At 49.9% G+C, this 25639-nt stretch carries 23 protein-coding genes; 18 read left to right on the top strand and 5 right to left on the bottom strand.

Going from position 1 to position 25639, the window contains the following annotated elements; genetic code table 11:
- The first annotated feature begins 404 nt into the window (after nucleotides 1-404).
- The 4 genes from nirB (at nucleotide 405) to cobA (ending at nucleotide 4910) form a co-directional block, all read left to right on the top strand.
- Entirely contained in the window at nucleotides 405-2840 is a 2436-nt protein-coding gene (gene nirB, locus ABEA66_RS21820; RefSeq protein WP_345590742.1) for a nitrite reductase large subunit NirB, read from the top strand.
- 28 nt (nucleotides 2841-2868) lie between these two features.
- A complete protein-coding gene (nirD, locus tag ABEA66_RS21815) occupies nucleotides 2869-3204 on the top strand; it encodes a nitrite reductase small subunit NirD (RefSeq protein ID WP_345590740.1) in 336 nt (111 codons plus the stop codon).
- Between the two features lie 33 nt (nucleotides 3205-3237).
- Complete coding sequence (locus tag ABEA66_RS21810) at nucleotides 3238-4059, top strand: formate/nitrite transporter family protein (protein WP_192700727.1); 822 nt, start codon at nucleotides 3238-3240, stop codon at nucleotides 4057-4059.
- Nucleotides 4060-4151: 92 nt separating this feature from the next.
- Nucleotides 4152-4910 (top strand): uroporphyrinogen-III C-methyltransferase, encoded by a 759-nt coding sequence (gene cobA, locus ABEA66_RS21805; protein WP_345590891.1) that lies wholly within the window; start codon nucleotides 4152-4154, stop codon nucleotides 4908-4910.
- Nucleotides 4911-5049: 139 nt separating this feature from the next.
- On the opposite strand, the gene ABEA66_RS21800 is transcribed toward cobA, so the two are convergent.
- Nucleotides 5050-6774, bottom strand: coding sequence for an ATP-binding cassette domain-containing protein (locus tag ABEA66_RS21800; RefSeq protein WP_345590738.1), 1725 nt, complete (start codon nucleotides 6772-6774; stop codon nucleotides 5050-5052).
- A complete protein-coding gene (locus ABEA66_RS21795; protein ID WP_345590736.1) occupies nucleotides 6771-7592 on the bottom strand; it encodes an ATP-binding cassette domain-containing protein in 822 nt (273 codons plus the stop codon). The genes ABEA66_RS21800 and ABEA66_RS21795 overlap by 4 nt, the downstream gene beginning before the upstream one ends.
- 96 nt (nucleotides 7593-7688) lie before the next feature.
- Between ABEA66_RS21795 and ABEA66_RS21790 the strand changes: the two genes are divergently transcribed.
- Nucleotides 7689-8279: a biotin transporter BioY gene (locus ABEA66_RS21790; RefSeq protein WP_079912891.1), complete on the top strand. Its 591-nt coding sequence runs from the start codon at nucleotides 7689-7691 to the stop codon at nucleotides 8277-8279.
- Between the two features lie 110 nt (nucleotides 8280-8389).
- On the opposite strand, the gene ABEA66_RS21785 is transcribed toward ABEA66_RS21790, so the two are convergent.
- Entirely contained in the window at nucleotides 8390-9151 is a 762-nt protein-coding gene (locus ABEA66_RS21785) for a DeoR/GlpR family DNA-binding transcription regulator (RefSeq protein WP_079912892.1), read from the bottom strand.
- Nucleotides 9152-9575: 424 nt separating this feature from the next.
- Between ABEA66_RS21785 and ABEA66_RS21780 the strand changes: the two genes are divergently transcribed.
- From ABEA66_RS21780 to ABEA66_RS21755, 6 genes are all read left to right on the top strand, one after another.
- On the top strand, nucleotides 9576-10919 hold the full coding sequence (locus ABEA66_RS21780; protein ID WP_345590734.1) for an ABC transporter substrate-binding protein: 1344 nt from the start codon (nucleotides 9576-9578) through the stop codon (nucleotides 10917-10919).
- 329 nt (nucleotides 10920-11248) lie between these two features.
- Nucleotides 11249-11884, top strand: a complete 636-nt coding sequence (locus tag ABEA66_RS21775; RefSeq protein ID WP_345590732.1) for a VC0807 family protein — start codon at nucleotides 11249-11251, stop codon at nucleotides 11882-11884.
- A gap of 22 nt (nucleotides 11885-11906) precedes the next feature.
- On the top strand, nucleotides 11907-12446 hold the full coding sequence (locus ABEA66_RS21770) for a GNAT family N-acetyltransferase (protein WP_079912895.1): 540 nt from the start codon (nucleotides 11907-11909) through the stop codon (nucleotides 12444-12446).
- 179 nt (nucleotides 12447-12625) lie between these two features.
- Nucleotides 12626-13342, top strand: coding sequence for a DUF2238 domain-containing protein (locus tag ABEA66_RS21765; protein ID WP_345590729.1), 717 nt, complete (start codon nucleotides 12626-12628; stop codon nucleotides 13340-13342).
- Between the two features lie 173 nt (nucleotides 13343-13515).
- Complete coding sequence (locus ABEA66_RS21760) at nucleotides 13516-15723, top strand: alpha-galactosidase (protein ID WP_345590727.1); 2208 nt, start codon at nucleotides 13516-13518, stop codon at nucleotides 15721-15723.
- 26 nt (nucleotides 15724-15749) lie between these two features.
- A complete protein-coding gene (locus tag ABEA66_RS21755) occupies nucleotides 15750-16124 on the top strand; it encodes a cupin domain-containing protein (RefSeq protein WP_192700717.1) in 375 nt (124 codons plus the stop codon).
- Between the two features lie 85 nt (nucleotides 16125-16209).
- Here the strand turns inward: ABEA66_RS21755 and ABEA66_RS21750 are convergent, their stop codons facing one another.
- Together ABEA66_RS21750 and ABEA66_RS21745 are read right to left on the bottom strand one after the other, a co-directional pair.
- Nucleotides 16210-16677, bottom strand: a complete 468-nt coding sequence (locus ABEA66_RS21750; protein WP_345590724.1) for a DinB family protein — start codon at nucleotides 16675-16677, stop codon at nucleotides 16210-16212.
- A 102-nt stretch (nucleotides 16678-16779) separates the two neighbouring features.
- Nucleotides 16780-17667, bottom strand: coding sequence for an AraC family transcriptional regulator (locus ABEA66_RS21745; RefSeq protein WP_345590722.1), 888 nt, complete (start codon nucleotides 17665-17667; stop codon nucleotides 16780-16782).
- 254 nt (nucleotides 17668-17921) lie between these two features.
- Here ABEA66_RS21745 and ABEA66_RS21740 point away from each other — a divergent pair, with 254 nt between their 5' ends.
- The 7 genes from ABEA66_RS21740 (at nucleotide 17922) to pckA (ending at nucleotide 25485) form a co-directional block, all read left to right on the top strand.
- Nucleotides 17922-19718 carry a glycoside hydrolase family 36 protein gene (locus ABEA66_RS21740; protein ID WP_345590720.1) on the top strand — a complete coding sequence of 599 codons (1797 nt, stop codon included), beginning with the start codon at nucleotides 17922-17924 and terminating at the stop codon, nucleotides 19716-19718.
- Nucleotides 19719-19798: 80 nt separating this feature from the next.
- Entirely contained in the window at nucleotides 19799-20578 is a 780-nt protein-coding gene (locus ABEA66_RS21735) for a sugar phosphate isomerase/epimerase family protein (RefSeq protein ID WP_079913120.1), read from the top strand.
- 150 nt (nucleotides 20579-20728) lie between these two features.
- Nucleotides 20729-21187 (top strand): MarR family winged helix-turn-helix transcriptional regulator, encoded by a 459-nt coding sequence (locus ABEA66_RS21730; protein ID WP_225947848.1) that lies wholly within the window; start codon nucleotides 20729-20731, stop codon nucleotides 21185-21187.
- Between the two features lie 47 nt (nucleotides 21188-21234).
- Nucleotides 21235-22452 carry an MFS transporter gene (locus tag ABEA66_RS21725; RefSeq protein ID WP_345590716.1) on the top strand — a complete coding sequence of 406 codons (1218 nt, stop codon included), beginning with the start codon at nucleotides 21235-21237 and terminating at the stop codon, nucleotides 22450-22452.
- A 217-nt stretch (nucleotides 22453-22669) separates the two neighbouring features.
- A complete protein-coding gene (gap, locus tag ABEA66_RS21720) occupies nucleotides 22670-23710 on the top strand; it encodes a type I glyceraldehyde-3-phosphate dehydrogenase (protein WP_345590714.1) in 1041 nt (346 codons plus the stop codon).
- On the top strand, nucleotides 23683-23868 hold the full coding sequence (locus ABEA66_RS21715) for a GapA-binding peptide SR1P (protein WP_345590712.1): 186 nt from the start codon (nucleotides 23683-23685) through the stop codon (nucleotides 23866-23868). Before gap ends, ABEA66_RS21715 begins: the two co-directional genes overlap by 28 nt.
- Nucleotides 23869-23904: 36 nt before the next feature.
- Nucleotides 23905-25485, top strand: coding sequence for a phosphoenolpyruvate carboxykinase (ATP) (pckA, locus tag ABEA66_RS21710; protein WP_345590710.1), 1581 nt, complete (start codon nucleotides 23905-23907; stop codon nucleotides 25483-25485).
- Nucleotides 25486-25639: the final 154 nt, after the last annotated feature.

Below are 25639 nucleotides of genomic sequence, written 5' to 3'. Positions count from 1 at the left end.
GCTCCTTTGTAATCGTCTTTTAGTGTGATGTTAAGGGTTATTATAAGGCTTACTTTGGAATAGATGAAATAGCAATAAATCGATAAAGCGATAGAACAGATCTATATCATGTTTAAGACATGTAATATATTATGACATGAAAACTAAAGCTCGTTAGGGAGAAATTACAAAAAACACGAACGATAAATCTGATTTTCCATTATAATGTACGTGTTATTAAAAAATATATTTAAAAAACATGGAATTATTATAAAAAAAGTATTGAAACATCCGTCTTCAGCAGTTAAATTAAATGTATGAGTAGTGTTATATAACATAACATCAACTTAAGAGAATGGTTATTTTTAGTGAGTGAATCGAATTTCACGTTAATTAACATTACACTAGATGAGGAGCGGATGGGTATGAGAAAGAAACTGGTATTAATCGGCAACGGGATGGCGGGTGTAAATGCCATCGAGCAGCTGCTAAAGCTTGCGCCTCATGATTATGAAATCACGGTATTCGGAAGCGAGCCTCATCCGAATTACAATCGTATATTGCTGTCCTCCGTCCTTGCCGGCGATGCAGATATACAGGATATCGTCATTAATGATTGGGATTGGTACAAGGATAATGGAATCACCCTACATGCCGGTCAGACCGTGAATCATATCGACACCCAGCGTAAAATCGTAAAAACATCTAGTGGTATGACGGCGGAATATGATGATCTGATTCTGGCAACGGGCTCACTTCCTTTTATGCTGCCGCTCCCCGGCGCAGATAAAGAGGGGGTTATTGCCTTCCGGGATATCAAGGATTGCCAAACGATGCTGGAAGCCTCCAAAACCTATAAGAAGGCGGTCGTCATAGGTGGCGGCTTGCTCGGATTGGAAGCGGCCCGGGGCCTGCGCAATTTGAACATGGATGTATCGGTTGTTCATATTTTTAAATATTTGATGGAGCGCCAATTGGATGAGACGGCATCGCGTATGCTGCAATCGGAATTGGAGGCTCAAGGGATGCGGTTTTTGCTTGAGAAAAATACGGACTCTATCTTGGGCAAGAAGCGAGTGACCGGCGTAAGGTTCAAGGACGGGAGTGAAGTGGAAGCCGATCTTGTCGTCATGGCTGTCGGTATTCGACCGAATGTCGCCTTGGCCAAGGAAAGCGGAGTTGAAGTCCATCGGGGCATCGTGGTCAATGACTACATGGAAACGAATATACCGAATGTATATGCCGTTGGCGAATGTGCGGAGCATCGCGGGGTAGCTTATGGGCTGGTAGCTCCTCTGTATGAGCAAGGGGCCGAATTGGCCAAAAGGCTGGCGGGAGTCGCTTCCCAGGGATATCAAGGCTCCGTCGTATCGACCAAGCTGAAAGTGTCGGGGGTTAACGTATTCTCCGCAGGGCAATTCTCGGATGAACCGGGTACCCGTTCGGTACGGGTGCAGGACGATTTTGAAGGGATTTATAAGAAAGTCGTCATCAAAGACGGTAAGGTTATCGGCTCCGTCCTATTCGGAGATACCAGCGACGGCTCGAAGCTTTTTGCCATGATCCGTAACGGCGAGGATGTAACAGGAAGAGAGAAGCAGGTACTGCTAGGAGACAGCGCCGGAGGCAACGGTAAATCAGGGACGGATTATGTCGCATCCCTGCCGGACAGTGAAATTATTTGCGGCTGTAATGGGGTGTCCAAGGGGACGATCATCAATGCCATTCAGGAGAAGGGCTGCAGCAGCGTCAATGAGATCAAGGCCTGCACCAAAGCTTCGGGCTCCTGCGGAGGCTGCAAGCCGCTGGTCGCCGACCTTCTGACTCTTACTTTAGGTGCAGACGGCGTCAAAACGATCAAGGAAGGCATATGCGGCTGTACGGAGCATTCGCGGGATGAAATCGTGGCAGCTATACGCAGCATGCATCTGATGACGACCAAAGAGGTTATGAATGTGCTGGAATGGAAAACGGAGGAAGGTTGCTCCAAGTGCCGCCCGGCGTTGAACTACTATTTAGGTATGATTTGGCCTGAAGAGCATGAAGATGAAAGAGAATCACGCTTTGTCAATGAGCGGAATCATGCCAATATCCAGAAGGATGGAACCTATTCGGTCGTGCCGAGAATATACGGAGGCGTAACCTCACCGCAGGAACTGAAACGAATCGCCGAGGTGGCTGAGAAGTACGAGGTGCCGATGGTTAAATTTACAGGCGGACAACGACTCGACCTGCTGGGTGTGAAAAAAGAAGATTTGCCGAAAGTATGGGCCGATCTAGATATGCCGTCCGGTTATGCGTATGGGAAAGCCTTAAGAACCGTGAAAACCTGCGTCGGATCTACCTTCTGCCGGTTTGGAACCCAGGATTCCATAGGAATGGGAATTAAGCTGGAAAAGAAATTCGAGCGCTTGAACACCCCTGCCAAGGTGAAACTTGCCGTTTCCGGCTGCCCTCGCAACTGCGCCGAGTCTTCTATTAAAGATTTCGGGGTCATAGCGATCGATGGGGGCTGGGAGCTGCATGTCGGGGGCAACGGAGGAGTGAAGGTGAGAGCGACAGATCTGCTCTGCAAAGTGAAGACGGAAGAGGAAGTGCTCGAATGGGCAGGGGCCTTCCTGCAATATTACCGCGAACAAGCCAAATGGAATGAGCGGACCAGCGAATGGGTGGAGCGTGTTGGCGTTGTTTCGATTGCTGCGGCTCTCGAGAAGAAGGAGGATCGCGAAGCTTTGGTGGCACGCATTGAGAAGACACTCAGCTTAACGACGGATCCATGGAAAGAAATCATTGAGAAGGATAAGCTGCGGGCTACTTTCGAAGAGCTCCAAGCAAAAGATATGACCGCGGTTCAACATTAATCAGGATTATCGAATTAGGAGGGGTCTTATGAAAAGAATAGTTGTAGCTAACGAATCGGACATTATGGAACGAAGAGCAAGAGTGATTCATGTGGATGGTGTGGAAATTGCGATTTTCAAACTTTCGGACGGCGGCTTCAGGGCCATTGAGAACCGCTGTCCTCATAAGAACGGGAAGCTGTCCGAAGGGATTGTGTGTGATCATCATGTGTTTTGTCCGCTGCATGATTGGAAAATCGATCTGAATGACGGCATCGTACAGGCGCCTGACGAAGGCTGTGTCACAGCATATCGCATAGAAATTGACGAGCAGACGAGAGATGTTGTTCTAGTCCTCGATAGCCCTGATAGTATTGCCTCATAATCATCTTGGAGGGTAGAAAAGGAGTTGGAAGGAATGGATTACGTCAAACCGGAGCAGGTTGTGGAACAGATGGTTCAAGCGGGCGTCAATAAGGCCCAGTTATCCATCAAAGATTTGCTGATTCGAGGATTTTTAGGCGGTGCCATATTGGCCTTTGCCACTACGCTCGCTTTTACCGCCTCTGCACAAACGAAGCTGGGGCTCGTCGGAGCCCTGGTGTTCCCGGTAGGCTTCGTCATGATCGTTCTGCTTGGCTTGGAGCTTGTAACGGGGAGCTTCGCTTTGATCCCGCTGGCGGTTCTTAATAAACGAGTATCGGTTCGAAGCATGCTGAACAATTTCTTATGGGTAATTATCGGGCATTTGGCAGGCTCGGTCGCCTATGCGGCTCTCTTCTATGCGGCTGTAACGAACTTCGGACATGTCAGCGATAACGCCGTTATCCAAACGATCATCAAGACGGCTGAAACGAAGACGAACGGCTATTCGGGCATAGGGTTCGATGGGATGGTAGCGGTGTTTGCCAAAGCCGTGCTGTGCAACTGGATGGTGACATTAGGTGCGGTTATGGCCATGACAAGTCAATCTACATTAGGAAAAATCGCAGCCATGTGGCTTCCGATTCTCACGTTTTTCGCACAAGGCTTCGAGCATGCTGTCGTCAATATGTTCGTCATTCCGGCCGGCATGATGTATGGCGCCAACGTCACCTTCGGAGGCTGGTGGCTGTGGAATCAAATTCCTGTTCTGCTCGGCAATTTTGTCGGAGGGGTCTTGTTTACCGGGCTGCTGCTCTACTTTACCCATATGCGCAAAGATGCGGGCGTTCCTTCCAAAAATTCCAAGGCAGCTTAACCGCCTAATCATGAAGTGCTTCCGCTATAAAAACGGAGGGCTCTATCATACTTTTTCTATAACATAGCTTAGTTGAGGTGCTGCTTATGATGATGAAGAAGGGGAAAGTATTTTTTGTTGGAGCAGGACCTGGCGATCCGGATTTAATAACAGTTAAAGGATTGCGATGTATTCAAACCTCCGATGTGATCGTGTATGACCGGTTAGCCAATCCGGAGCTGTTGAAATACGCTCAGCCGAACGCGGAGCTTATATTCTGCGGCAAGCATCCGACCCAGCATACGATGGAGCAGGGACAAATCAATGAGCTTATCGCCCGAAAAGCGATGGAGGGATATACGGTCACCCGCTTGAAAGGCGGGGATCCTTGCATATTCGGCCGCGTTGCGGAAGAAGCTGAGGTGCTTGCAGATCTCGGGATTGCCTATGAGATTGTCCCTGGTATTACTTCAGGCATAGCAGCTCCGGCTTATGCGGGCATCTCCGTTACGCAGCGCAAAGTAGCGACGACCTTCACGATGGTTACCGGGCATCTATGTCAGGAGGACACCCTGTCCCCGGAGAAATGGCATGCGCTTGCTAACGGAACGGATACGATAGCCTTCTACATGGGGATGGGGAACATTGCCTATCTGTGTGAAGAACTCATCCAGTATGGCCGGAACGCGGAGACTCCCGCTGCCGTCATCTCTTGGGGAACCCGCGCGGAGCAAAGAACGGTCACCGGGACTTTGGCTACTATTGCTGCAGTCGTTCAGCAGCATCAGCTCCCCAACCCAGCTATTATTCTTATTGGCGAAGTCGTCAGGATGAGAGATAAGCTGGCCTGGTTTGAAGAGAAAACAGGATGAAACGATAAGAATCGGCTGAAGCGAATGCTTCGTGCCGGTTCTTTTTCTATTTTCTGGACATTTTTTTATGATAATTAAAAGATCGCGAACCCTTTGCGGGTAAGCGATCTTTTTTTCATTCTCACTATAACAGCACAAATCAACCTAACAGCTTCTCTAATACAAACAACGCACCAAACAATACAAGCCCAATTCCTACAAGCAGCCAATCCTTCCGTGCAAACTGGATAGGAGCTTTAGTGGAGTTATTCAGCCTCCGCAGCTTATACCCTCGGGCCTCCAAAGCCATGGATAGGTCCTCCGCATGCTTCATCATGGCAAGAAGAAGAGGGATCATAAATACCGGAACATCGCGCAGACGAAGCGCCCCTTGCTTGGAGGTAGATTTCCCGCGCGCTTTGACGATGAAGGACATGCGCTCAATTTCCTTCCCGATAAGCGGGATGAACCGCAGCAGCAGGGAAGCGGAGAACGTAAATACAGAGACAGGAACCCGTAACCGTTCCAGGAACGATAGTCCCTGCTCCAGGCCGCGCTGCATCATGGTTATACTGGTGCTGGAGGCAAAAGCGACTCCGGTCAGCAGCACCAGGAAAAATACCGCTAGCTGACGGGTCGTACCAGATGCGGCTGTTATCGAAAAAGAAATGCTCTGGAAGTGCCACCAGGAATCTGCAGCGGAGATCTGCAAACCGGAAATGATACTGGAGATCATGATAAAGATTGCAAAGGCTTTTCCCGCTTTGTATAGAGTCTGCATGGATGCTCTGGCAGCCGCAACAATACCCGCCGTTAATAAGCATGAAGCCAGCACGCCGGGCCAATGGCTCTGAATCAAAATTCCTGACGATACCGCAACATAGAACAGCCATTTGGCAATAGGATGAAGCAGATGGACACCGCTAGCGGTTTGTTTGTCCTGTGCCAAATGGGGTCGCTGGTGATCCTCCCTTTCCAGAGCGTCGCCAGCCTTTACAGCCGGCTCACCTGCAGGAAGACCTCCCGCAGGCTTTATAGATTGCTCCCGCAAGCTTTCCCATAGGGCATCGGCGGTTTCCTCTGCACTAAATGGTCTTCGATCGCTGATTGAGATCCCCGCGGCCTCCAACTCTACGGCAAGCTGCATTGAGGTTGGCAGCCCGATATGAGCTTTAAGCAGGACGGATGGATCCGTATACAGATCCTTCGGCTCCAATACAGCTTCCTGCATCCCGCGGCGCATGATGACGACCTGATCGGCAATGGGCAGGAACGTATCCAGATCATGGCTGACTATGACGACTCCTCCGAGGCTTTGGTTCCGATGGTTGCGTATAGCTCTCAATAACGGTTCGATACTCGGTGGATCGATCCCTGCGGTCGGTTCATCCAGCAGCAGCCATCGGGGTCTCGCGGCTAAAGTGGCGGCCAAAGCCGCCTTTCGTTTCCAGCCGTCCGATAAGGAGAAGACGGACTCCTTCAGGATGGATTCAGGAAGAGTTAATTGCTCTAACACTTCGCTTATTCTGCTATTCTCCTCCTCTTTGGAAAGACGGAGATGCTTCAAAGAGTACGAGAATTCCTTCCTGACACTGTCGGCGAACAACTGACGCTCCGGATATTGGAATACAAGTCCCGTTTGAAGAAGGGACTCACGGTTCAATCGGTGCCCCCTCCAAAGCGGCTCGTCATCATACGATATGGAGCCAGATGTCAAAGGAATCAGCCCTGCCAGCGCATTCAGCAGGGTTGTTTTCCCCGAACCGGTTTGGCCTATGACAAGCGTGATGGTCCCAGGAAGAAATTGATGATTCATTCTTGAGAGTATCGGATGCCGGTCCTCCTTTGGCGACACAACAGTGACATTTTCGAGCCTGATGGTCATAATGCTCTCACCGCATTACTCAGTTCATCCGGAGTTAACGGCTTGGACTTTAGCCGACAGCCTCGATTTATCAATCGCCGGGCGACCTGAACGGTGAAAGGAGGAGCAAATCCCAATCGTTCGCAAGGACTCTGACCGCCGTCCGGCAAGCCATAAAAAAATTCGCGGCTAGGGCCGTCATATACGACACTTCCTTCCTCCAGGCCAATAACGCGATCTGAGCCCCTTAGCTCATCCAGCAGCTGCGTAATCCATATTATCGTGCTCCCCTCGGCGTGAAGCTGATGAGCCAGATCTAGAATGCTTTGCCTTGCTAACGGGTCAAGCATCGAAGTAGCCTCATCAAAAATATAGACGGAGGGGCTAACGGCCAAGCATCCCGCTATGGCCAGCAGCTGCTTCTGTCCCCCGGACAAGGAGGAAGAGGCTGCATGGGCGAGGGGGGCGAGCCCGACCTTATCAAGAGCCTTCATGGCCAGCTCCTCCAACGAAGGGCCGCTGACTCCAAAATTCGTCAAGCCGAAGCAAACATCTTCAAATACCGTTTCTCCGATGATGGCGGTATCTGGATTTTGAAAGACGAGCTGCGCTGCCGGGTTGCCAGAAATACATGCGGTGAAGGTGCCGCCGGCAACCGGATAAAGACCCGACAGCACTTTGGCCAATGTACTTTTGCCGCTGCCGTTTGTGCCGACGATAGTTACCCATTCTTTGGTGCGTATTTGCATATGGATATCCCGAAGGATTGTTTTCTCTGAATCTTGTTGGGAAACCGTGCATGAAACTTGCTCAAGAGATAGAATAATGGCTTCGTTCATTCATTTTACTCTTTTCTAACCGAAAGGTTTGTGCTAGAATGCAATTGTCAACTTAATCACTCGTACATAGGTTAACAAATAAAAGGAGCGTTTGCAATGAAAAATGGAATTACAACTAGAGGCATGGCTTTCAGCGCTTTGTTCGGAGCCCTGCTGGTCGTATCCAGCTATCTGAACATTCATCTGGGCTTCACACCGATTCCCATTTCCCTGGAGAATCTGGTTGTCATGCTGACCGGGGCTATTCTCGGACCGCTATACGGATTTATAAGCGTTGCGATGGTCGTCGTTTTGACGGCGTTAGGAATCCCTTTGCTGCATGGGAGCGGGGGCTTTGCCCTGCTGCTAGGTCCGACAGGAGGCTTTATCTGGGCGTATCCGTTTGCCGCATTGTTGATCGGATGGCTAGTGAAGCGGGTGAAAGGACGCGGACCTCTAACCTTTGTCATGACGTTTTTGATTCTGGAGCTGTGCGGTTCGCTGTTTCTATATCTCCTCGGGGTTCCGTGGCTCGCCCATAAAGCGGGAGTCTCCCTGCAAAAGGCGATGATTATGGGATGCTATCCTTATTTGCCCGGAGATGCTGTGAAGGCCGCATTAGCAGCGGTGATTCTCGTTCCGATACGTCAAGTTTTCCCGGCATCACGAATCGTTGGAGTGAGGCCAGGTGCTCATTCAGCGAAATAAAAAGGTTTTTACACCAATGGCAGCATTGTTCGAGTAAAAAACCAATGTCAAAAAACGGCCTTCGCAGCATTTGCGAAAGAGCCGTTTCTTTTTTTGGCTCGCGGATGCTATTAAACGGTAATCAGGTGAACCCCGGAGTCTTTAAACAGCTTCATCTGGGATTCGGAAGCCTCCGACCCGGTTATGAAGGTGTGCACGCTGTTGATCGGGGCTACCGTATGAAGAGAGACCTTGCCGATCTTCGTATCGTCGGCGACAACGATAATTTCCTGAGCCGATTGAATCATGCTCTGCTTGGTAGGAACAAGCTGTGCCTCCGGATGGGTCAAGCCGTGAACCGGATGGATGGCCGGCGTGCCGATGAATGCCTTTTGCACGTGGAGGCTCTTCAACAGCGCGTCCGTGTACATGCCGTTCAGCATGAAGCTGGAATGATAGAGCGTGCCGCCTGTCACGATAACGGTGATCCCTTGGGAGTCCCGGAGCTCGGCAGCCACGTTGATATCGTTGGTCACAACGGTGATGTTGTTTCGGTTAACCAGATGGCGGGCAATGTGAATCGTCGTCGTACCGGAATCGATAATCACATGATCCCCGTCTTCAATAAGGGATGCCGCCTTTTTCCCGATACGCGCTTTTTGATCCAATTGATCGCTAACCCGTTCTGAGAAGGAAGGCTCGATATTCGCTCCTTTGTCAACAATGACTCCTCCATGGGTTCTCTTCAGAAGCCCCTCCTGCTCAATCTCTGCCAAATCCCTGCGTATCGTGGCTTCATGCACCTGGAACTCTTTGGCCAGGTCGGATACGGTTGCGACATGCTGGTGCTTTACAAGCTCAACAATACGCATTTTACGTTCAGCTGCTAACAAGAATGACGCCTCCTTTCGTTCCATTTTCGAAAATGCTCATTTATCGGTCCTATACATCGTTTTAGAATGTTTACATGTTTTTAGATTATGGAGAAAAAGGGGCTGTGTCAAGAAAAACTTAACATTTCCCGCATTGACAACAAAAGAAGAACGTATATAAAATGAATTAAAACGAACACAATCAAACAAATATTGTTTGTATTCGCTCGTTATATGGAAAGGAGGCAGGGTAACCAGTTTTTTTACATAACAGCAATGAAATATTTCGGGGCTCCCCGTAAGGTACCAGAATCAGCTTCGAGGCCGCGGCATCACTTTGCAGGGGATTTTGGCAAGGCAGCCGGTCCAGACATACAGTTGCAGGATAGAACGAAATAAGTTGAAGCTTGCTTGATAACAACACTATTTTCGTGGAGGCGCTGATATGAGAAAACGAAAAGCTGTTTCACTACTAGCGATAACAGCGGTGGCAGGCGGCGTCCTGCTGACCGGCTGTAGTACCGGTAAGGAGGTCAAACCGAATTCAGAGACGGCCAATCAGGCCGTAGAAGAGCTGTACAATAATGAACCGGTGACATTGCGATTTTATTCCCATAATGCCGGGATCCTTAGTGATGCCGACCTGGAGGAGCTTATCAGCAAGCCGGTTCGTGCCAAATACCCGAACATTACTCTGGAGCTTATTAAAGGAACCAACCTCGATAAAATGCTAGCCGCAGGCGAGGTACCTGATATTATTGCCACAAGCAATTATTATTTGCACGATGTGCTGCAAATGGGCCTCGGCACGGATTTGAACGATTTCGTAAAAAGCCAGCGCATCGACATGGGCCGTTTTGAACCGGAAGCGGTCAACGTCATGAAAAGCTTCGGTAAAAAAGGCGAGCTGTACGGAATCCCCTATGCCATGAATTACGGTGTGCTTGCATATAACAAGGACATTTTCGATAAATACGGCGTTCCTTATCCCAAAGACGGGATGACGTGGAACCAAATCCTGGAGCTGGCCCGCAAGGTTACTCGTGCAGATCAAGGCAACCAATATATCGGCCTGGATATGGGAGATCCCCAGACCTTAACCCGCGCTTACTCACTTCCTGTAGTGGACGATAAGCAGGAGAAGGCGGTATTGACCTCCGACGGTTATAAAAAAGTGTTCGGCCTATACCAGCAGCTGTACGAAATTCCAGGCATTGTCGACTCCAAGAAAAAGTATACGTATGGTATCGATGCCTTCCTGAAGGAGCAGAAGGTGGCGATGTTTCCGTACTGGATTTCCGCATTGACCGCGCGATTGCCGCAGCTGAAGGAGCCGGGCAAGGATTTTAACTGGGATGTTGTCTCGTTCCCTTCCATGGATGACCGGCCTGGCTTAGGAAGAGAGATTGATTTCCATCTGGCGATGGTTCCTCCTAATACCCCGCACCCCAAAGCAGCCTATGCCGTAATCCAAAGCTTGATCAGCGATGCGGCCCAGACGGCCATGAACCGATCGGGCAGCCGATTATCCATATTGAAGGATCCGGCTATCCGTAATCAGTTTGCTGCAGATGCCAAGCTGTATGACGGCAAAAATCTGCTCGGTATTTTCGCTGTGAAGCCTGCGCCATTACCAGAAGCGACGGCTTATGACGTGAAATCCTACAGCTTCTTAAAGGAAGGGATCAAGTCGATGGTTAACGACGGCAAGGATATTAATACTGCATTAAGAGAAGCCAATGACAAGGCGGACAAATACATACAAGAAATGAAAGCCGCTGCCAAATAGCCATTCGTAACAGAGGACATCTCCTAAGTTGATTTACAGGGGAGGTCCTTTTTTCATTGTGCGGTTTAGCGATAATCATTGACATAATATTTTGCTAAAGTCGGGAAAAACCCATTGACATACCGACGGTAGGTATTTTATTATTAGTTTATAAACAAACCGACGGTCGGTAATGCAAAAGTCATTAGTACGATGGGTGCAATACCGATGGTGTACAGCAGAAGTAGGAGGACAGATTTACAAGAAGGAATGGAAGCTAGCATAGAATGTGTTATGCCAAAGCGAATACGATGAATGAATAGACGATTAGTATGGGAGGAAATGATCTTATGTCACGAGTTTTGAGAGGAATCTTAGTTACGCTGCTCATTAATGGTGCAGTTCCTTACGTATTGTATATTTGGCTGTCCAATACCATGTCGAGCTTCGCGGCATTATCCATTGCTACCGTAGTGCCAATGGCAGATAACCTGTTTCATTTGGCTAAGCATAAGAAGCTGGATGTGTTCGGCGGCATGATGCTGTTCACATTTTTGCTGGGGATCGGACTTATCGCGCTGGGCGGAAACGAGAAGCTGCTGCTCATTCGGGAATCCTTCATTACCGCTGCTGTAGGGCTTCTGTTCCTGGTATCCCTGTTGTTCAGAAAACCGTTAATCTATCACTTGGCAATGAGGTTCACCGTTCAAGACAGCACGCATGAGAAGTCGGCCTTTGCCGCGAATTGGGATTACTCGTACTTTCGCTTTGTCGTTCGGTTAATGACGGCTGTATGGGGCGGCATGCTGCTTGTTGAGGCAGGAGTGCGGATCCTTCTTGTGTATGAACTGACAACGGCTCAATTTTTGGCGGTATCGAATCTCGTCTTCTACGGCTTTATCGGAATCACAATCTTATGGACCGCTCTGTACCGGAAGCATTCCAAGGTCCGATTGCACGCGGTCAAAGCAGGTAAAGCAATTTAATCCATTGGAGGGGGAGAGAGGAATGAGGAACGGGCAAGACATGCAAATTGAGCAAATCGGAGATAACGAGCTGGATTCCATAACGGAATTATATAATGATGTAACCCGCCATATGCGGCAGCAAGGCATCGATCAGTGGGACCAATATTATCCGACCAAACCGGTGTTCCAGAACGATCTGCTCAACGGACATTTATATGGAATCCGGAAGGATGGGCAGTGGATTGGAGCTGTAGCAGTGAATGAGGAGCAGGACACGGCATTCGAGGGACTGCCTTGGCAGGATCCGTCCGGCAGCTGGATGGTGATTCACCGATTGGCGGTTCGTCCGGATTATCAAGGGAGAGGCATCGGCAAGAAGTTGCTCCTGTTTGCGGAAGCAGAAGCGGTGAAGAAGGGTTACACAAGCATTCGTCTGGACGCGTACTCGGCCAATCCGTCAGCCGTAGGAATGTATGAGAAGGCAGGCTATAACCGAATTGGAGAGGTGCGGTACCCGTTCCGGAAGCATCCGTTTCATGTATATGAGAAAATGATACCCTCAGAGCTTCGTCCTTACTAAGGCGGGGCTCTTTTTATTTAAAAGCATCGTAGATGCTTTTCACTTGGATAATAACTTGCCCGCGTATCGTCGGGCCGAGCGGATCGATTTGATTATTCGTCATTGGCATAAACAGGAACTCAGCCGGACAATCTAAGAGTAACAAAACAAACCAGCTGATGCCGGGAAGGAGCTCTTAGATGCCGCGTTCTTCTGAAGTATTGCCAAGATCGTCCATTTGGAAGAGTCATCAGATCCCGTTTGCCCAAAATTGGCCGCTGCATTTATTTATCACAGTATTTGTTCTGTACTGGATATGGATGGCGGTTCATCCGGTCGATATGACGGACTTTCTGCTTGAAAGCGCGCTTCCTCTTATAGTAACGGTGGTAATTGCCTTTATGTATAAGCACTTTACGTTTAGCAATATTTCGCACCTTCTTATAACGGTCTACCTGATGCTGCATCTGACAGGAGCCCATTACGCTTATAAATATGCTCCCCTTGATTTCTGGTACAAGAACACCTTTCATTCCGAGCACGGGGTCTCCGATTGGATCGTTCACTTTTCCTTCGGGCTTCTGATGGTCTATCCTTTGCAGGATATCCTGATTCGATTAGCTAAAACACGTTTGATCTGGATCCATGCTATTGCTTTTACTGTCATCATGGCGGTCAGTGCGATATTCGAGATCCTGGAGATGGTGGTAGGTTTTGTTGCCAATCCTCAGCTGGGGCAGCAGTACCTGGGGCTGCAGGGAGATGTGCTGGATACACAGAAGGATATGTTGATGGCGCTCATCGGATCCTTGATCGGCATCGGTTGGATGGTTGGTTACCGTTTCTTTCAACGTGAGGATGATGAGCTGGCGGATGATGGAGAACAGCACTCAGGAATGAGAGTAAAAGCAAGGTGACTAATATAGAAGGACTAGCGGGGATGATCCGGGCTTTATATAAGCCCGGTTTTTTGTCGTGCCGGAGTAGATATTAATAAACGAAATTTCTCCATATGAAAGTGGGTTTTGTCCATATTCGGGCTCATAGGCAAGTACTATAATGTTGGGTATATCTATCATTGGAGGTAGCCATGAGCATAAGCTTTGACACAACGACGCAAACCTTTCATCTGCAAGCCCGTAATGCAAGCTATCTAATACAGATCATCAAATCGAAATATATTGCACACGTCCATTGGGGCAGCAGGGTAAGAGGCACCAACATTGGCGGATTGCTGGCCAACCGCAAGCGCTGTTCCTTCTCCCCCTCTACGGACCCTAATGATCTTAGTCTTTCCCTCGATACTTTGCCGCAGGAGCTGCCGGGTTATGGAGGAAGCGATTTTCGGGTTCCGGCCTATCAGGTTCAGCTGGACAACGGGACGACAGTGAGCGAGCTCGTCTATGAATCCCATCGGATTTATCCGGGCAAGCCGCAGCTGGAAGGGCTTCCCGCGACTTACGTCGAACAGGACGATGAGGCGGAAAGTCTGGATATCGTATTGAAGGACAAGCTGATCGGGCTGAAAGCCGTCCTTAGCTATACGGTTTTTCGTGATTATAACGCCGTTGCCCGTACTGTCCGCTTTTACAATGAAGGCAGCGGTCAGCTCAGACTTCTCCGGGCGTTAAGCATGGGAATCGATCTGCCCCATCCGAATTTTGATATGCTCCATTTGTCGGGCTCCTGGGCTAGAGAGAGACATATAGAGCGGCGTCCTCTGACGAGTGGAGGGGCATCCATTGAAAGCCGCCGGGGGGCAAGCAGCCACTCGCTCAATCCGTTTATAGCCCTGCTCTCAAAGGATGCCACGGAGGATCACGGGGAAGCTTACGGCTTCAGTCTTGTGTACAGCGGCAGCTTCCTTGCCCAAGCGGAAATCGATCCCTATAGTACAACCCGGGTAGTGATGGGGATTAATCCGTTCGACTTTTCCTGGCTGCTGGAGCCGGGAGAATCATTCCAGACACCGGAAGCTGTGCTTGTCTACTCCGCCGACGGACTTGGGGGCATGTCAAGAACCTACCATAAGCTGTATCGCACGCGCCTGTGCCGGGGAGAATTCCGCGACAAGTCGAGACCCGTGCTCGTCAACAATTGGGAGGCTACCTATTTTAACTTCAATGCGGACAAAATCGAAGAAATCGCCAAGGCAGGACAAGAGCTGGGGTTGGAGCTGTTCGTGCTGGACGATGGATGGTTCGGCAAGCGGGATAACGACAAGAGCTCGCTCGGGGACTGGTTCGTCGACCTGAACAAGCTTCCTCAGGGACTTGAAGATCTGGCCGCCCGGGTCAACAAGCTCGGTCTGCAGTTCGGGCTCTGGTTCGAACCGGAGATGGTATCTCCGGACAGCGAGCTGTACCGCGCCCATCCGGACTGGTGTCTGCACGTTCCGGGACGCAGACGTACGGAGGCTCGCCAGCAGTTGATCCTGGATTTCTCACGCAAGGATGTGCGCGAGTACATTATCAAGGTCGTATCCGACATTTTGGCCAGCTGTCCGATTCATTATGTCAAGTGGGACATGAACCGCAACATGACGGAGATTGGCTCCGCCTTGCTGCCGGCCGAGCGGCAAAGAGAAACTGCCCACCGCTATATGCTGGGACTGTATGAAGTGCTGGAGCGAATCACTTCCGCCTTCCCGCACATTTTGTTCGAAAGCTGCTCCGGCGGCGGCGGCCGATTTGATCCGGGGATGCTGTTCTACATGCCCCAGACCTGGACGAGCGATAACACGGATGCCGTGGAGCGTCTGAAGATCCAGTACGGAACGAGCATCGTCTATCCGATCAGCTCCATGGGCTCCCATGTATCGGCGGTACCGAATCATCAGGTTCACCGGGTAACTCCGATTGAAATGCGCGGCCATGTAGCCATGTCAGGTAACTTCGGTTATGAGCTGGATCTGACCAAGTTCACCGAGCAGGACAAAGAGATGGTGAAGCAGCAGATTGCCTTGTACAAGGAGCTGCGGCCATTAATCCAGTTTGGCGATTTTTATCGGCTGTTAAATCCTTTTGAAGGAAACGAGACGGCGTGGATGTTTGTATCCGAGGATCAAGCTTCCGCTTTAGTCGCCTTCTTCCAGGTATTATCGAAGCCTAATGCGCCGCTAACGAAGCTGCGATTGAAGGGTCTCAATCCGAACTTGGACTATCTCGTCCAGGAGGACGGAACGCAGGAAGCGGATGGACTTCTGTTCGGCGGGGACGAGTTGCTGCATGTAGGGCTTAATCTGCCCCAGTGGAAAGGGGACTTCCGCAGCCGCCTGTATCGCTTGACGGCCAAATAAACCATTTATTCTTGGGAGGAATCGATATGAAAAAGTACCGTTTGACGGATCTGCAGGATACGAGGGAGGGACATTTTCTCCAAGGGATTTTACCGGGAGAATATTTATGTACGGGGGGCCTGGCCTTCGAGAAGCCCGGCCATCGCACACATACGAATGATGGTCCCGAAGGAAGAGACTATCATGTGCACAAGGATTGTGAAGTATTCATCATCGCACAGGGCAAGGGGCAGATGGAAGTCGATAAAGTAATGTACCCGGTGGTTACCGGTGACATTATTGTCATCGAGCCCGGCGAGGATCATCATCTGATTTCCAGCACGGAAGACCCTGTCGTGACCCTATGGGTTCATGCGGGGCCGACGCGGCATAAAAATCAATTGGAAGAACAACAGGCATAAACTAACCAGAGTAAAAAGTCCTCATCTCACATAGGAGAATGAGGACTTTTTGCGATCACGGGTTGTATCCGTTCGATCCAACAGGCTATGGCTTCCGATTCAATGCCTTCAGCAGCCCGCTTACCATGCCGGAATGAGTGCTTTCATGCATGACATGGAAGGCAAGGAGCTCGCCGATAGTTTCGGCCTTCATAAAGTTTTCCTTTGCAATGCCTTGGGACAGCTTGCCGGATAGAACTGCCTGGATGCGGTTTGGCTGCGCTTTCAACTGTTCCAGGATCGTTTCCCAGGCAGGCGGCGCTTCCGTCCAATCCGCGGGCTTCGTCCCGTTGCCGAAGAACGAGCGGTAAGTCGTCGGGCATTCGATGAGATATCCCGACATACCGAATACCAAGGCATCCGTTACGGTAAGGACATGACCCATCTGCCACAAAATACTGTTATTGAAGCCTTCGGGGATCGTCGAGCGCAGCTGCTCCGGACATTGCTCCGCCTGCTTTAGAAGCTTGTCTCTGGTACGGGTAATCAATGAAAAGACGAATTCTTCTCTCATGCTCAACCTCCAGTGGGATTTCTAATTCCTCCCTATTATACTATGTCCGAAGCGCCATGGTACAACCATGCGGATCATTAGAGCCGGCAAAGTGCAAGACATTTATTCAAACCCCCGAAACCGCTGACGGTATTGGGTAGCTGATTCCTGTACGTATTTACTGAATTGTCTCGCAAAATAATGAATGGAAGAGAAGCCGAGCAGGCTTGCAATTTCAGTAACCGGCATATTGGTCTCCCGCAAATACGCTTTGGCTTTGTCCAGCTTGCATTGGAGCAGGTAGCTCTGCGGACTGGTTCCGGTCTGCTTATGGAACAGCTCATACAAGTAAGCCGTGCTGATCCCAAGCCGCCGGGCCCACTCTCCGACGTTCGCACTGGTGGCGTCGGTTTCCCCGAGCCATTCGATCATTCTGGCAACCCTCGGATCGTAGAACGTGTTCTGCGGCTTCAAAGTGTGCTGAATATAACGGACAAGAAAAGACTCAAAGCAGGAACGCAGCAGCAGATCGCTGCCGACGGCCGCGTCGAAATAGGATTCGATAACGGTAAAAAAAGGCTCCATCCACGCAGGACGGTTAGATAGACGAGTGTGAACCGGCAAAGTAAAGCCTTCGATAAATTCCACTCTGTCGGCGCATAAGGAGAGGTCATACAGAGAGGCATTGTGCTCGTTAAGTTTTTTGTCTCCTTTTTGTTTGGGGGTGGAAGGAGAAAGAAGATCCACATAGACGGATGCATGAACCATCGGATCGTCTTGCTCCGCGATGAACAAATGAGCTTCACCGGGAGCGACATAGTACAAGTCTCCCGGTTCAGCCTGCCATGTTCTATCCCCGATCCGGACGCTTCCCCTGCCTGCCGTAATGCAGATGAAGATGTGGACGTACGGCAGCCGGGGGCCTACGATTTGTCCCGGTTTGAACGGGAAAAAATTGGCGCTGAGAATGCGCGAGCGGATTTCAGTCAATGCAGCGGTGCTGGTTTTCAATGGAGGCGCCTCCCGGTTCCGATTAAAGCCGTATGGTTATCGATTACCATCCGTTGTTAGGCTTAGGCTATCACGAGACCGCCCATTTGACAATATTTTATCCTACAATCGTGCAAATCATGGACTCCAGGATAAATATTATTTTTGCCTCTATTGCTATAATGTTTTCGATATCATTCCTGCCAGGCAGGGGAGGTTCGTATCGTCCGAAAGTCGAAAATAAAACAAATTAAAGCAATGGAGTGTTCATAGGTATGATTTCTGCTCAGACTACTGATTTTATTCAAAAAGCTTCCTCGTTCGTAAGAGAGGCGGACGGTCGTATTAGCGAGCAAACCCGCATCTTAACCGAATGGGACGGCCATGTCGCTAAGTTTCGTCTTGTCAATGAAGGTCTAACTCCCGTATCCGTAAAAGAAATGGTTTTATTTAAGGGTGGATGGCCATATACAGGCGACACCAAGTTTTACGGTGAAGGTTACAGCATGCTGTCACAGTACGGAGGGACGATCGCACAACCGGGGCTCATAGGCAAGTTTGACGACCGAAAGCATTATAAGCTTCCGGCGACAGAAGGGTTCTTTACCGCCTACAACTTTGTACTGCTGTCACCGTCCGCCTCAAGCCATGTGCTGATGGGCTTTACTTCCTGCAGCTGCTATACAGGTGAAATCCGGTTGGCAGACGGTCATTTCGAGGTGGTGCTGGACGGCGAGCAGCTGATTATCGAGCCGGGTCAGAGCTGGGAGCTTGAAAGCTTCGCCATCTTCGAAGGAACGGACAGGGAAACGCTTCTGGAACAATTCGGTCGGGAGCTGGAGGCCAATCATCCAAGATTGGAAACTCCGGGTGCTCCTAACGGATGGTGCTCCTGGTATTGCTTCGGCCCGCAGGTGACCGAACAAAATATATTTGATAACCTGCAGGCAATAAGTGAGCAGGCGCCTCAATTGAAATACATTCAAATCGATGACGGTTATCAAGCCTACATGGGAGATTGGCTTGTTCCCGGCAAATCGTTCAGCGATATGGAGAAGCTGTGCAAACAAATTAAGGACGAAGGCTTTGAGCCTGCCATCTGGGTCGCTCCGTTCATCGCCCAACAGGAATCGGCATTGTTTCAGAAGCATCCGGACTGGTTTATACAGGACGAGGACGGACAGCCGCTCGCTTCCAACAAGATTTCATTCGGAGGCTGGCGTCATGGTCCTTGGTATATGCTTGACGGTACGCATCCCGAGGCGCGGGAGTATTTGCGGCACGTATTCCGGACGATGCGTGAGGAGTGGGGCTGCCATTACTTTAAGCTGGACGCGAACATGTGGGGTGCACTCCCCGGCGGCCGCCGTTATATTCCCGAAGCAACGAAAGTGGAAGCGTACCGCATGGGGATGGAGGCTGTCCTGGAAGGGGCGGGACACGACAGCTTCCTGCTGGGCTGCAACGCTCCAATGTGGCCGTCGCTTGGAACCGTTCACGGAATGCGCGTAACCGGGGATATCGCCCGGAAATGGCCTGTCTTTGCGCTGCTCGCCGCCGAGGGCTTTTCCCGGAACTGGCAGCATAACCGCCTGTGGGTCAATGATCCGGATTGTCTGGTGCTTGAGAACCGCAATATCAAGCTTGTTGATCCCGATGGTACTGTACGCCATGGACTATCCACGATTACACCGGATGAGTTTAGTTTTCATGCGGCATACATTATTGCGTCTGGCGGTATGGTGCTGTCCGGGGATGATATGTCTACGATGTCCGCAAGCAATATGGATATCGTGAAAAAGGCACTGACCACACGCAACATTGCGGCCCGGTTCGATGATGACAGCTTCCGGATAGGCAGAGTTTACGAGCCGGACCGGCAGCTGCTCTGTCTGTTTAACTGGAGCGAAACGGCGACAACGCTGACGATCCGTCTTGATCAAGCAGGCAGGTTGGAGGATTTCTGGACAGGAGAGGAGCTCGGCTTGCACAGGGATCAGCTCACCTTAACCGACATGCCGGGTCATTCCGGGCGCGTACTTGTATTCTATCCTTCGAAAGCATCCGTTTAGGGAAGTTATGGTAGAACAATGTAAGCGGTTGTGGTAAATTGAAGTTGAACTAAAATGCCCTCATTATATAATGAATGGAGATGTCCCGATTGAGAATTGCAGCGCAGCTCTATACGTTAAGAGAGTTTCTGAAAACACCGGAAGATATCGCTTCAACCCTGAAGAAAGTAAAAGAGATCGGCTACAATGCCGTACAGGTTTCCGGAGTAGGACCCATCGATAATGAGGCCTTGAAGGAACTGGCGGACCGCGAGCAGCTGGCCATTTGCGCTACGCATATCGGTTATCAGGACTTGGCGAACAATCTGGACAGCGTCATCCAGAAGCATAAGCTGTGGGGCTGCCAATATGTTGGCTTAGGCGGCTTGCCGCAGGAATACCGGACAAGCGCTCAAGGCTATGCGGAATTTGCAAAAATAGCCTCTGAAATCGGCAGAAAGCTCAAGGCGGCTGGGTTAACCTTCATCTATCATAATCATAGCTTTGAATTTGCCAAATTCGACGGACGGACCGGCATGGATATTTTATTTGAAGAGTCGGACCCTTCAGCATTTGATTTCGAATTGGATGTCTATTGGGTACAAGCAGGCGGAGCGGACCCGGTAGAGTGGATTCGCAAGGTCAATGGCCGAATGAAGGTTGTTCATTTGAAGGATATGGCCGTTATGGGCGACCGCGAACAGCGCTTTGCCGAGGTTGGCGAAGGCAATATGAATTTCAAGAGCATTTTGACCGCTTGCAATGAAATTGGAGTCGAATGGGGCGCTGTAGAGCAGGATCAGTGCTACGGCCGCAATCCGTTCGAGAGCCTGGCCATCAGCTTTAATAATTTGCAAAAGACAGGTCTTATCAACGTGTAATAGATTGTACCAAAAGCCCCCGTACGCTTCATTGAAGCAGGCGGGGGTTTGATTTTGCCTCGGGTTAACAATAATCGAATTGCGGAGATTAGTTGTTTTTGATATTATTGTTATAACAATTAAAATATAAGGAAGAAAGGAGGAACCGAGTTGCCATTTTATGATTTGGACGCGTCGTTCGGATTTTTGCTTGGTAAAGCCTACCGGAGAATGTCTCAGCTGCTGCTGCTGAGATTCAAGCCCTATAACATAACGCCGGAGCAATGGACCATCCTGTGCCGGCTGCAGGGCAATGACGGAATCAGTCAGAAGGAGCTTGCTGCCCGGGCTGATAAAGATCCGCCTACAACAACCCGGATTCTCGATGTTTTGGAGCGAAAAGGATATGTTCGCAGAGAGATGAATGCCGAAGACCGCAGATCCTTTTGCGTCTATTCGACCCCTCTTGGCAAAGAGCTTGCGGAGAAGCTCGTTCCTATTGAGATACAGGCGCTTCAAGACGCTGCGGGAGACATTCCGTACGCCCAGCTGGAGCTGTTAAAGCAGCTGCTCCTTCAGATCGGCAGGACTGCTGAACAGCTTCATGACTCACAAGTTCAAGACAAATAATCAGCACGATACAACAATGGAACGACAGGAAGGGAACATACAACTACATGAACACAACACAATCATCGTCGTCCAGACTTTGGACGATGAATTTTATTTTTCTGGCATTATGTAACTTATGCGTTTATCTAAATATCCAGATGATTACCCCGTCGCTTCCGGCTCATGTATCAAGCAAATTCGGGAGCAGCGGGACCACGATCAGCTTTGTGATCAGCCTGTTCGCCATATCGGCTATCGTTATGCGGTTGTTTGCAGCCAAATTGTTTGCGATGTTTGGAGAAAAGCGTCTGATGTTTATCGGACTTATCATATTTGCAGTTTCTACCGCAGGATATGCCTTTATGCATGTTTTGGGTGCGCTGCTGGTTCTCCGCGTCATATACGGCATCGGCTTTGCTCTTGCGGGTACAGCCTTCGGGACATTAGTATCGGAGATTATTCCTAAACATCGGATGGGAGAGGGCATGGGCTATTTCGGCTTATCGACAAGCTTATCGATGTCCATAGCTCCGGTTATAGGCTTGTGGCTGCTGAATGCTTACGGCTTCAATACGCTAATCAGCGTAACCTCCGTACTAGCTCTGGTCGTCTTTCCGCTGGCGGCTTTTATCCGGTTTCCGGCGAAGCAGACGGACAGAGGTCAAGCCTCTGCAGGAAATACCTCTTCAGGACAAGCTCAAACAAAGAACGGGGTTTGGGAAAGCGGCGCCTTGTTCCCCTGCGGCTTGAATCTTCTATTATCCGTCACGTACGGGGGACTTATCACCTTTCTTGCTTTGTTCGGGAAAGAGGTCTCCCTGGGAAATGTCGGTTGGTTTTTCCTGTTTAACGCAGTGATGGTTCTTGTTGTCCGTCCTTTTTCAGGCAAGCTGTTCGACCGGAAAGGTCATGCTGCCGTCCTGCCTCCCGGAGCGTTATTTACGGCAATCGGCCTACTCTTGTTGTCTTATACTTCCGGTATGACGCTTTTGGTTATTTCGGCGTTTTGCTATGGGATCGGCTATGGCATGCTGCAGCCGTCGCTGCAAGCGTGGACTATTCAGCGCAGTGCACCGGAAAGACGCGCGGCGGCAACCGGTATGTTCTATAATTCTATCGATCTGGGCATTGCCCTCGGCTCGGTCTGCCTGGGCTTTGTCGCTGCCGGAACAGGGTATGCCGGGATGTATCGAGTCTCAGCGGTCAGTATGCTTCTGTTCCTGATTTTTTATGCCGCGCATGTGATTGGCTCCAAGAGGAGACAGACGGTTTCCAAGCTATAACCAAGCTATAAAATATAGAAGCAAATTGCAGCAGCACCCTGACTTTCCTTTGACAAAAGCAGATGGAAAGAATTAGGGTGTTTTTTTGCTGCTATTATGACGCTATAAATAAAATTTATCGTGATTATAATACAATTTATCGATTATATATTGCGTCATAATTTCAAATGTGATATACCATATATAGAAGTAATGCTCATTAACAAGGAGGCAGAACATGGCAGCAGGTGTAGGCATTAGCGGCATGGGAAGAATCGGCAGACTATTGGTGAGAAGAATTTGCTCCAGCCCCGTACCATCCATCGAACTGAAAGCGATTAACAGCATTTATCCGGTGGAAACGGTTGCACATCTATTGAAGTACGACACGGTCCATGGAACATGGGAGGCGCAAATTTCGATTCAAAACGGAGCTTTGGTGATCAACGGGCATACGATTCAGGTAGTGTATGAACGGGATCCGGAGCAAATTCCATGGGCAAAGCTAGGCGTTCAGCTTGTTGTCGATGCTACCGGTAAATTCAATGATTGCGAAGGCGCTCACAAGCATTTGAGAGCAGGTGCCTCTTCCGTGGTCATTACGGCGCCCGGCAAGCAAATGGATCTGACGGTTGTTATGGGAGTCAACGATCATTTATATGATCCTGCCAAGCATACTGTTGTATCCGCTGCATCCTGCACGACCAATTGTGTGGCACCGGTACTGGCCATACTCGATAAGGCATTCCAAGTGAAGAGCGGGTGGCTGACAACGATTCACTCTTCCACATCCGATCAGAACCATTTGGATAATCCACACAAGGATTTAAGAAGAGCCAGGGCATGCACCCAGTCGATCGTTCCGACGACAACAGGCGTTGGGAAGGCGCTGGTCGACGTACTTCCGCATTTGGCACCTCATATCGAAGGGCTATCCGTTCGCGTTCCTACGCAGGATGTATCATTAATCGATCTCACGGTGCAAGTAACCCATCCCGCTGAGCTGGAAAAGGTAAGAGAGGTGCTGCGTACTGCTGCAAACGGCGATTTTGCCCATTATGTCGGGTATTCGGAGGAGCCTCTTGTATCGGTCGACTTTGTCGGATGCTCTAAATCCGCAGTCATCGACGGCCTGTCTGTCATGGCATCCGGGGATCAAATCAAAGTGTTGGCATGGTATGACAATGAGTGGGCTTATGCCTGCCGTGTTATAGAATTAACTCAAACTGTAGGCGAAAGGGTGGAAGAAGCATGCGAAACATCTATGGCCGTTCTTTAGAGTTGGGAGTTATTATTTGCAAGCATTGCGGAGAAATTATTGATACCGTCGATACCGAAAACGTCGTGACTTATTATAGCCAATGCGATCATTCACAATGCAAGGAAAAGGAACAGCTGCCGGTCGGAATACCGCCTGAGAAAGCTGTTTCCCTATAAACGATCATATTCACCTAAGAGAGGATCCATGACCCTATGAAAATAAATGAACTTATTCCAGAATCGGCCCCTTTGACCAAGGGAACTATGCATAGAAATGCTTCAGCCGATGCGTTGATTGAACACGCGCTTCTTCGCAAGGAAGGTCAGCTTGCCTCAACCGGGGCATTCGCAGTAACAACAGGCAAATATACCGGACGTTCTCCCAAAGATAAATTTATTGTGGAAGAATCGTCGGTTATGGAACATATTGCGTGGGGAGCCGTCAATCAGCCAATGTCACAGGTTCATTTTGAGAAGCTGTACGCCAAGGCAATGGAGTATATGAAAGATCGCGAGCTATTCGTCTTTGACGGCTTCGCAGGGGCAGACGAAGAGTATCGTCTTCCGATCCGGGTGATTAACGAACGTGCTTGGCACAATCTGTTTGTCCGTCAGCTGTTCATTCGTCCGACGGAGGAGGAGCTGGCAGCCCATAAGCCTGAATTTACCGTTATCGCTATGCCGGGACTTAAAGCAGAGCCGGAGTTGGATGGAACGAATTCGGAGACATTCATCGTCATATCCTTCGAGCGCCGGGTCATCCTGATCGGTGGAACCGAGTATGCGGGAGAAATGAAGAAATCGATCTTCAGCGTATTGAATTATTTGCTTCCTTTCCAAGGCGTCTTCCCTATGCATTGCTCCGCCAATGTTGGGGAAAACGGGGATGTTGCTTTGTTCTTCGGGCTCTCGGGTACCGGCAAAACGACCTTGTCCGCCGACCCTGACCGCCGCTTGATCGGCGACGATGAGCACGGCTGGTCCAGCCGCGGCGTCTTCAATTTCGAAGGAGGCTGCTATGCTAAATGTATTGGTCTTACCAAGGAAAAAGAGCCGCAAATTTGGGCAGCCATCCAAAAAGGAACGGTGCTTGAAAATGTAGTTCTGGATGCCGAGACCGGTGAGGCCGATTACTCGGACAATTCGTTAACGGAAAACACGCGGGCGGCATATCCGGTTGACTTCATCGAAAATGCGCTTATCCCCGGAACAGCGGGCCATCCCGGAGTCATTATCTTCCTGACCGCAGATGCGTTCGGGGTGCTGCCTCCGATCTCCAAGCTGACGAAGGAGCAGGCTATGTATCATTTCCTGTCCGGATATACTTCGAAGCTTGCAGGTACGGAAAGAGGAGTCACCGAACCGGAGGCTACGTTCTCCTCATGCTTCGGTGCGCCGTTCTTGCCGCTTCGTCCAAGCGCTTATGCAGAGATGCTCGGCAATAAAATCGATGAGCATCAAGCGAAGGTTTATCTTGTCAATACAGGATGGTCCGGAGGAAGCTATGGCGTTGGTCAAAGAATGAAGCTGAGCTATACGAGAGCCATGGTAACGGCCGCTTTAAACGGTAGCCTGGAGCAGGCTCAGTTTACACCGGATCCGATCTTCGGAGTCGGTATTCCCGACCGTGTTGAGGGAGTGCCAAGCGAAGTGCTGCAGCCGCGTACAACCTGGGCCGATGCTGAGGCCTATGATGCCAAGGCACGCGAGCTTGCATCCCGTTTCATCCGCAACTTCGAGAAATTTGCCGATGCCTCGGAAGCGATTCGCGGCGCAGGACCTAAGCCGGAGTAATCACATTACTTAAATATTCGTTAGGCATTCTTTTCATCTAGTAAGCACGTAATGCTTTAATAACCAAAAAAACCGGTCTATGCTGGTCATACCCCTGTCAAGTAGACAGATGAAAAAAAGCTACGCTGCTAGCGCGCATCGATATTCAATCGGT

Origin of the sequence: Paenibacillus vulneris (assembly GCF_039543185.1) — a bacterium.
GTDB classification, from domain to species: Bacteria; Bacillota; Bacilli; order Paenibacillales; family NBRC-103111; genus Paenibacillus_S; species Paenibacillus_S vulneris.
This window is presented reverse-complemented; position numbering and strand designations above follow the sequence as displayed.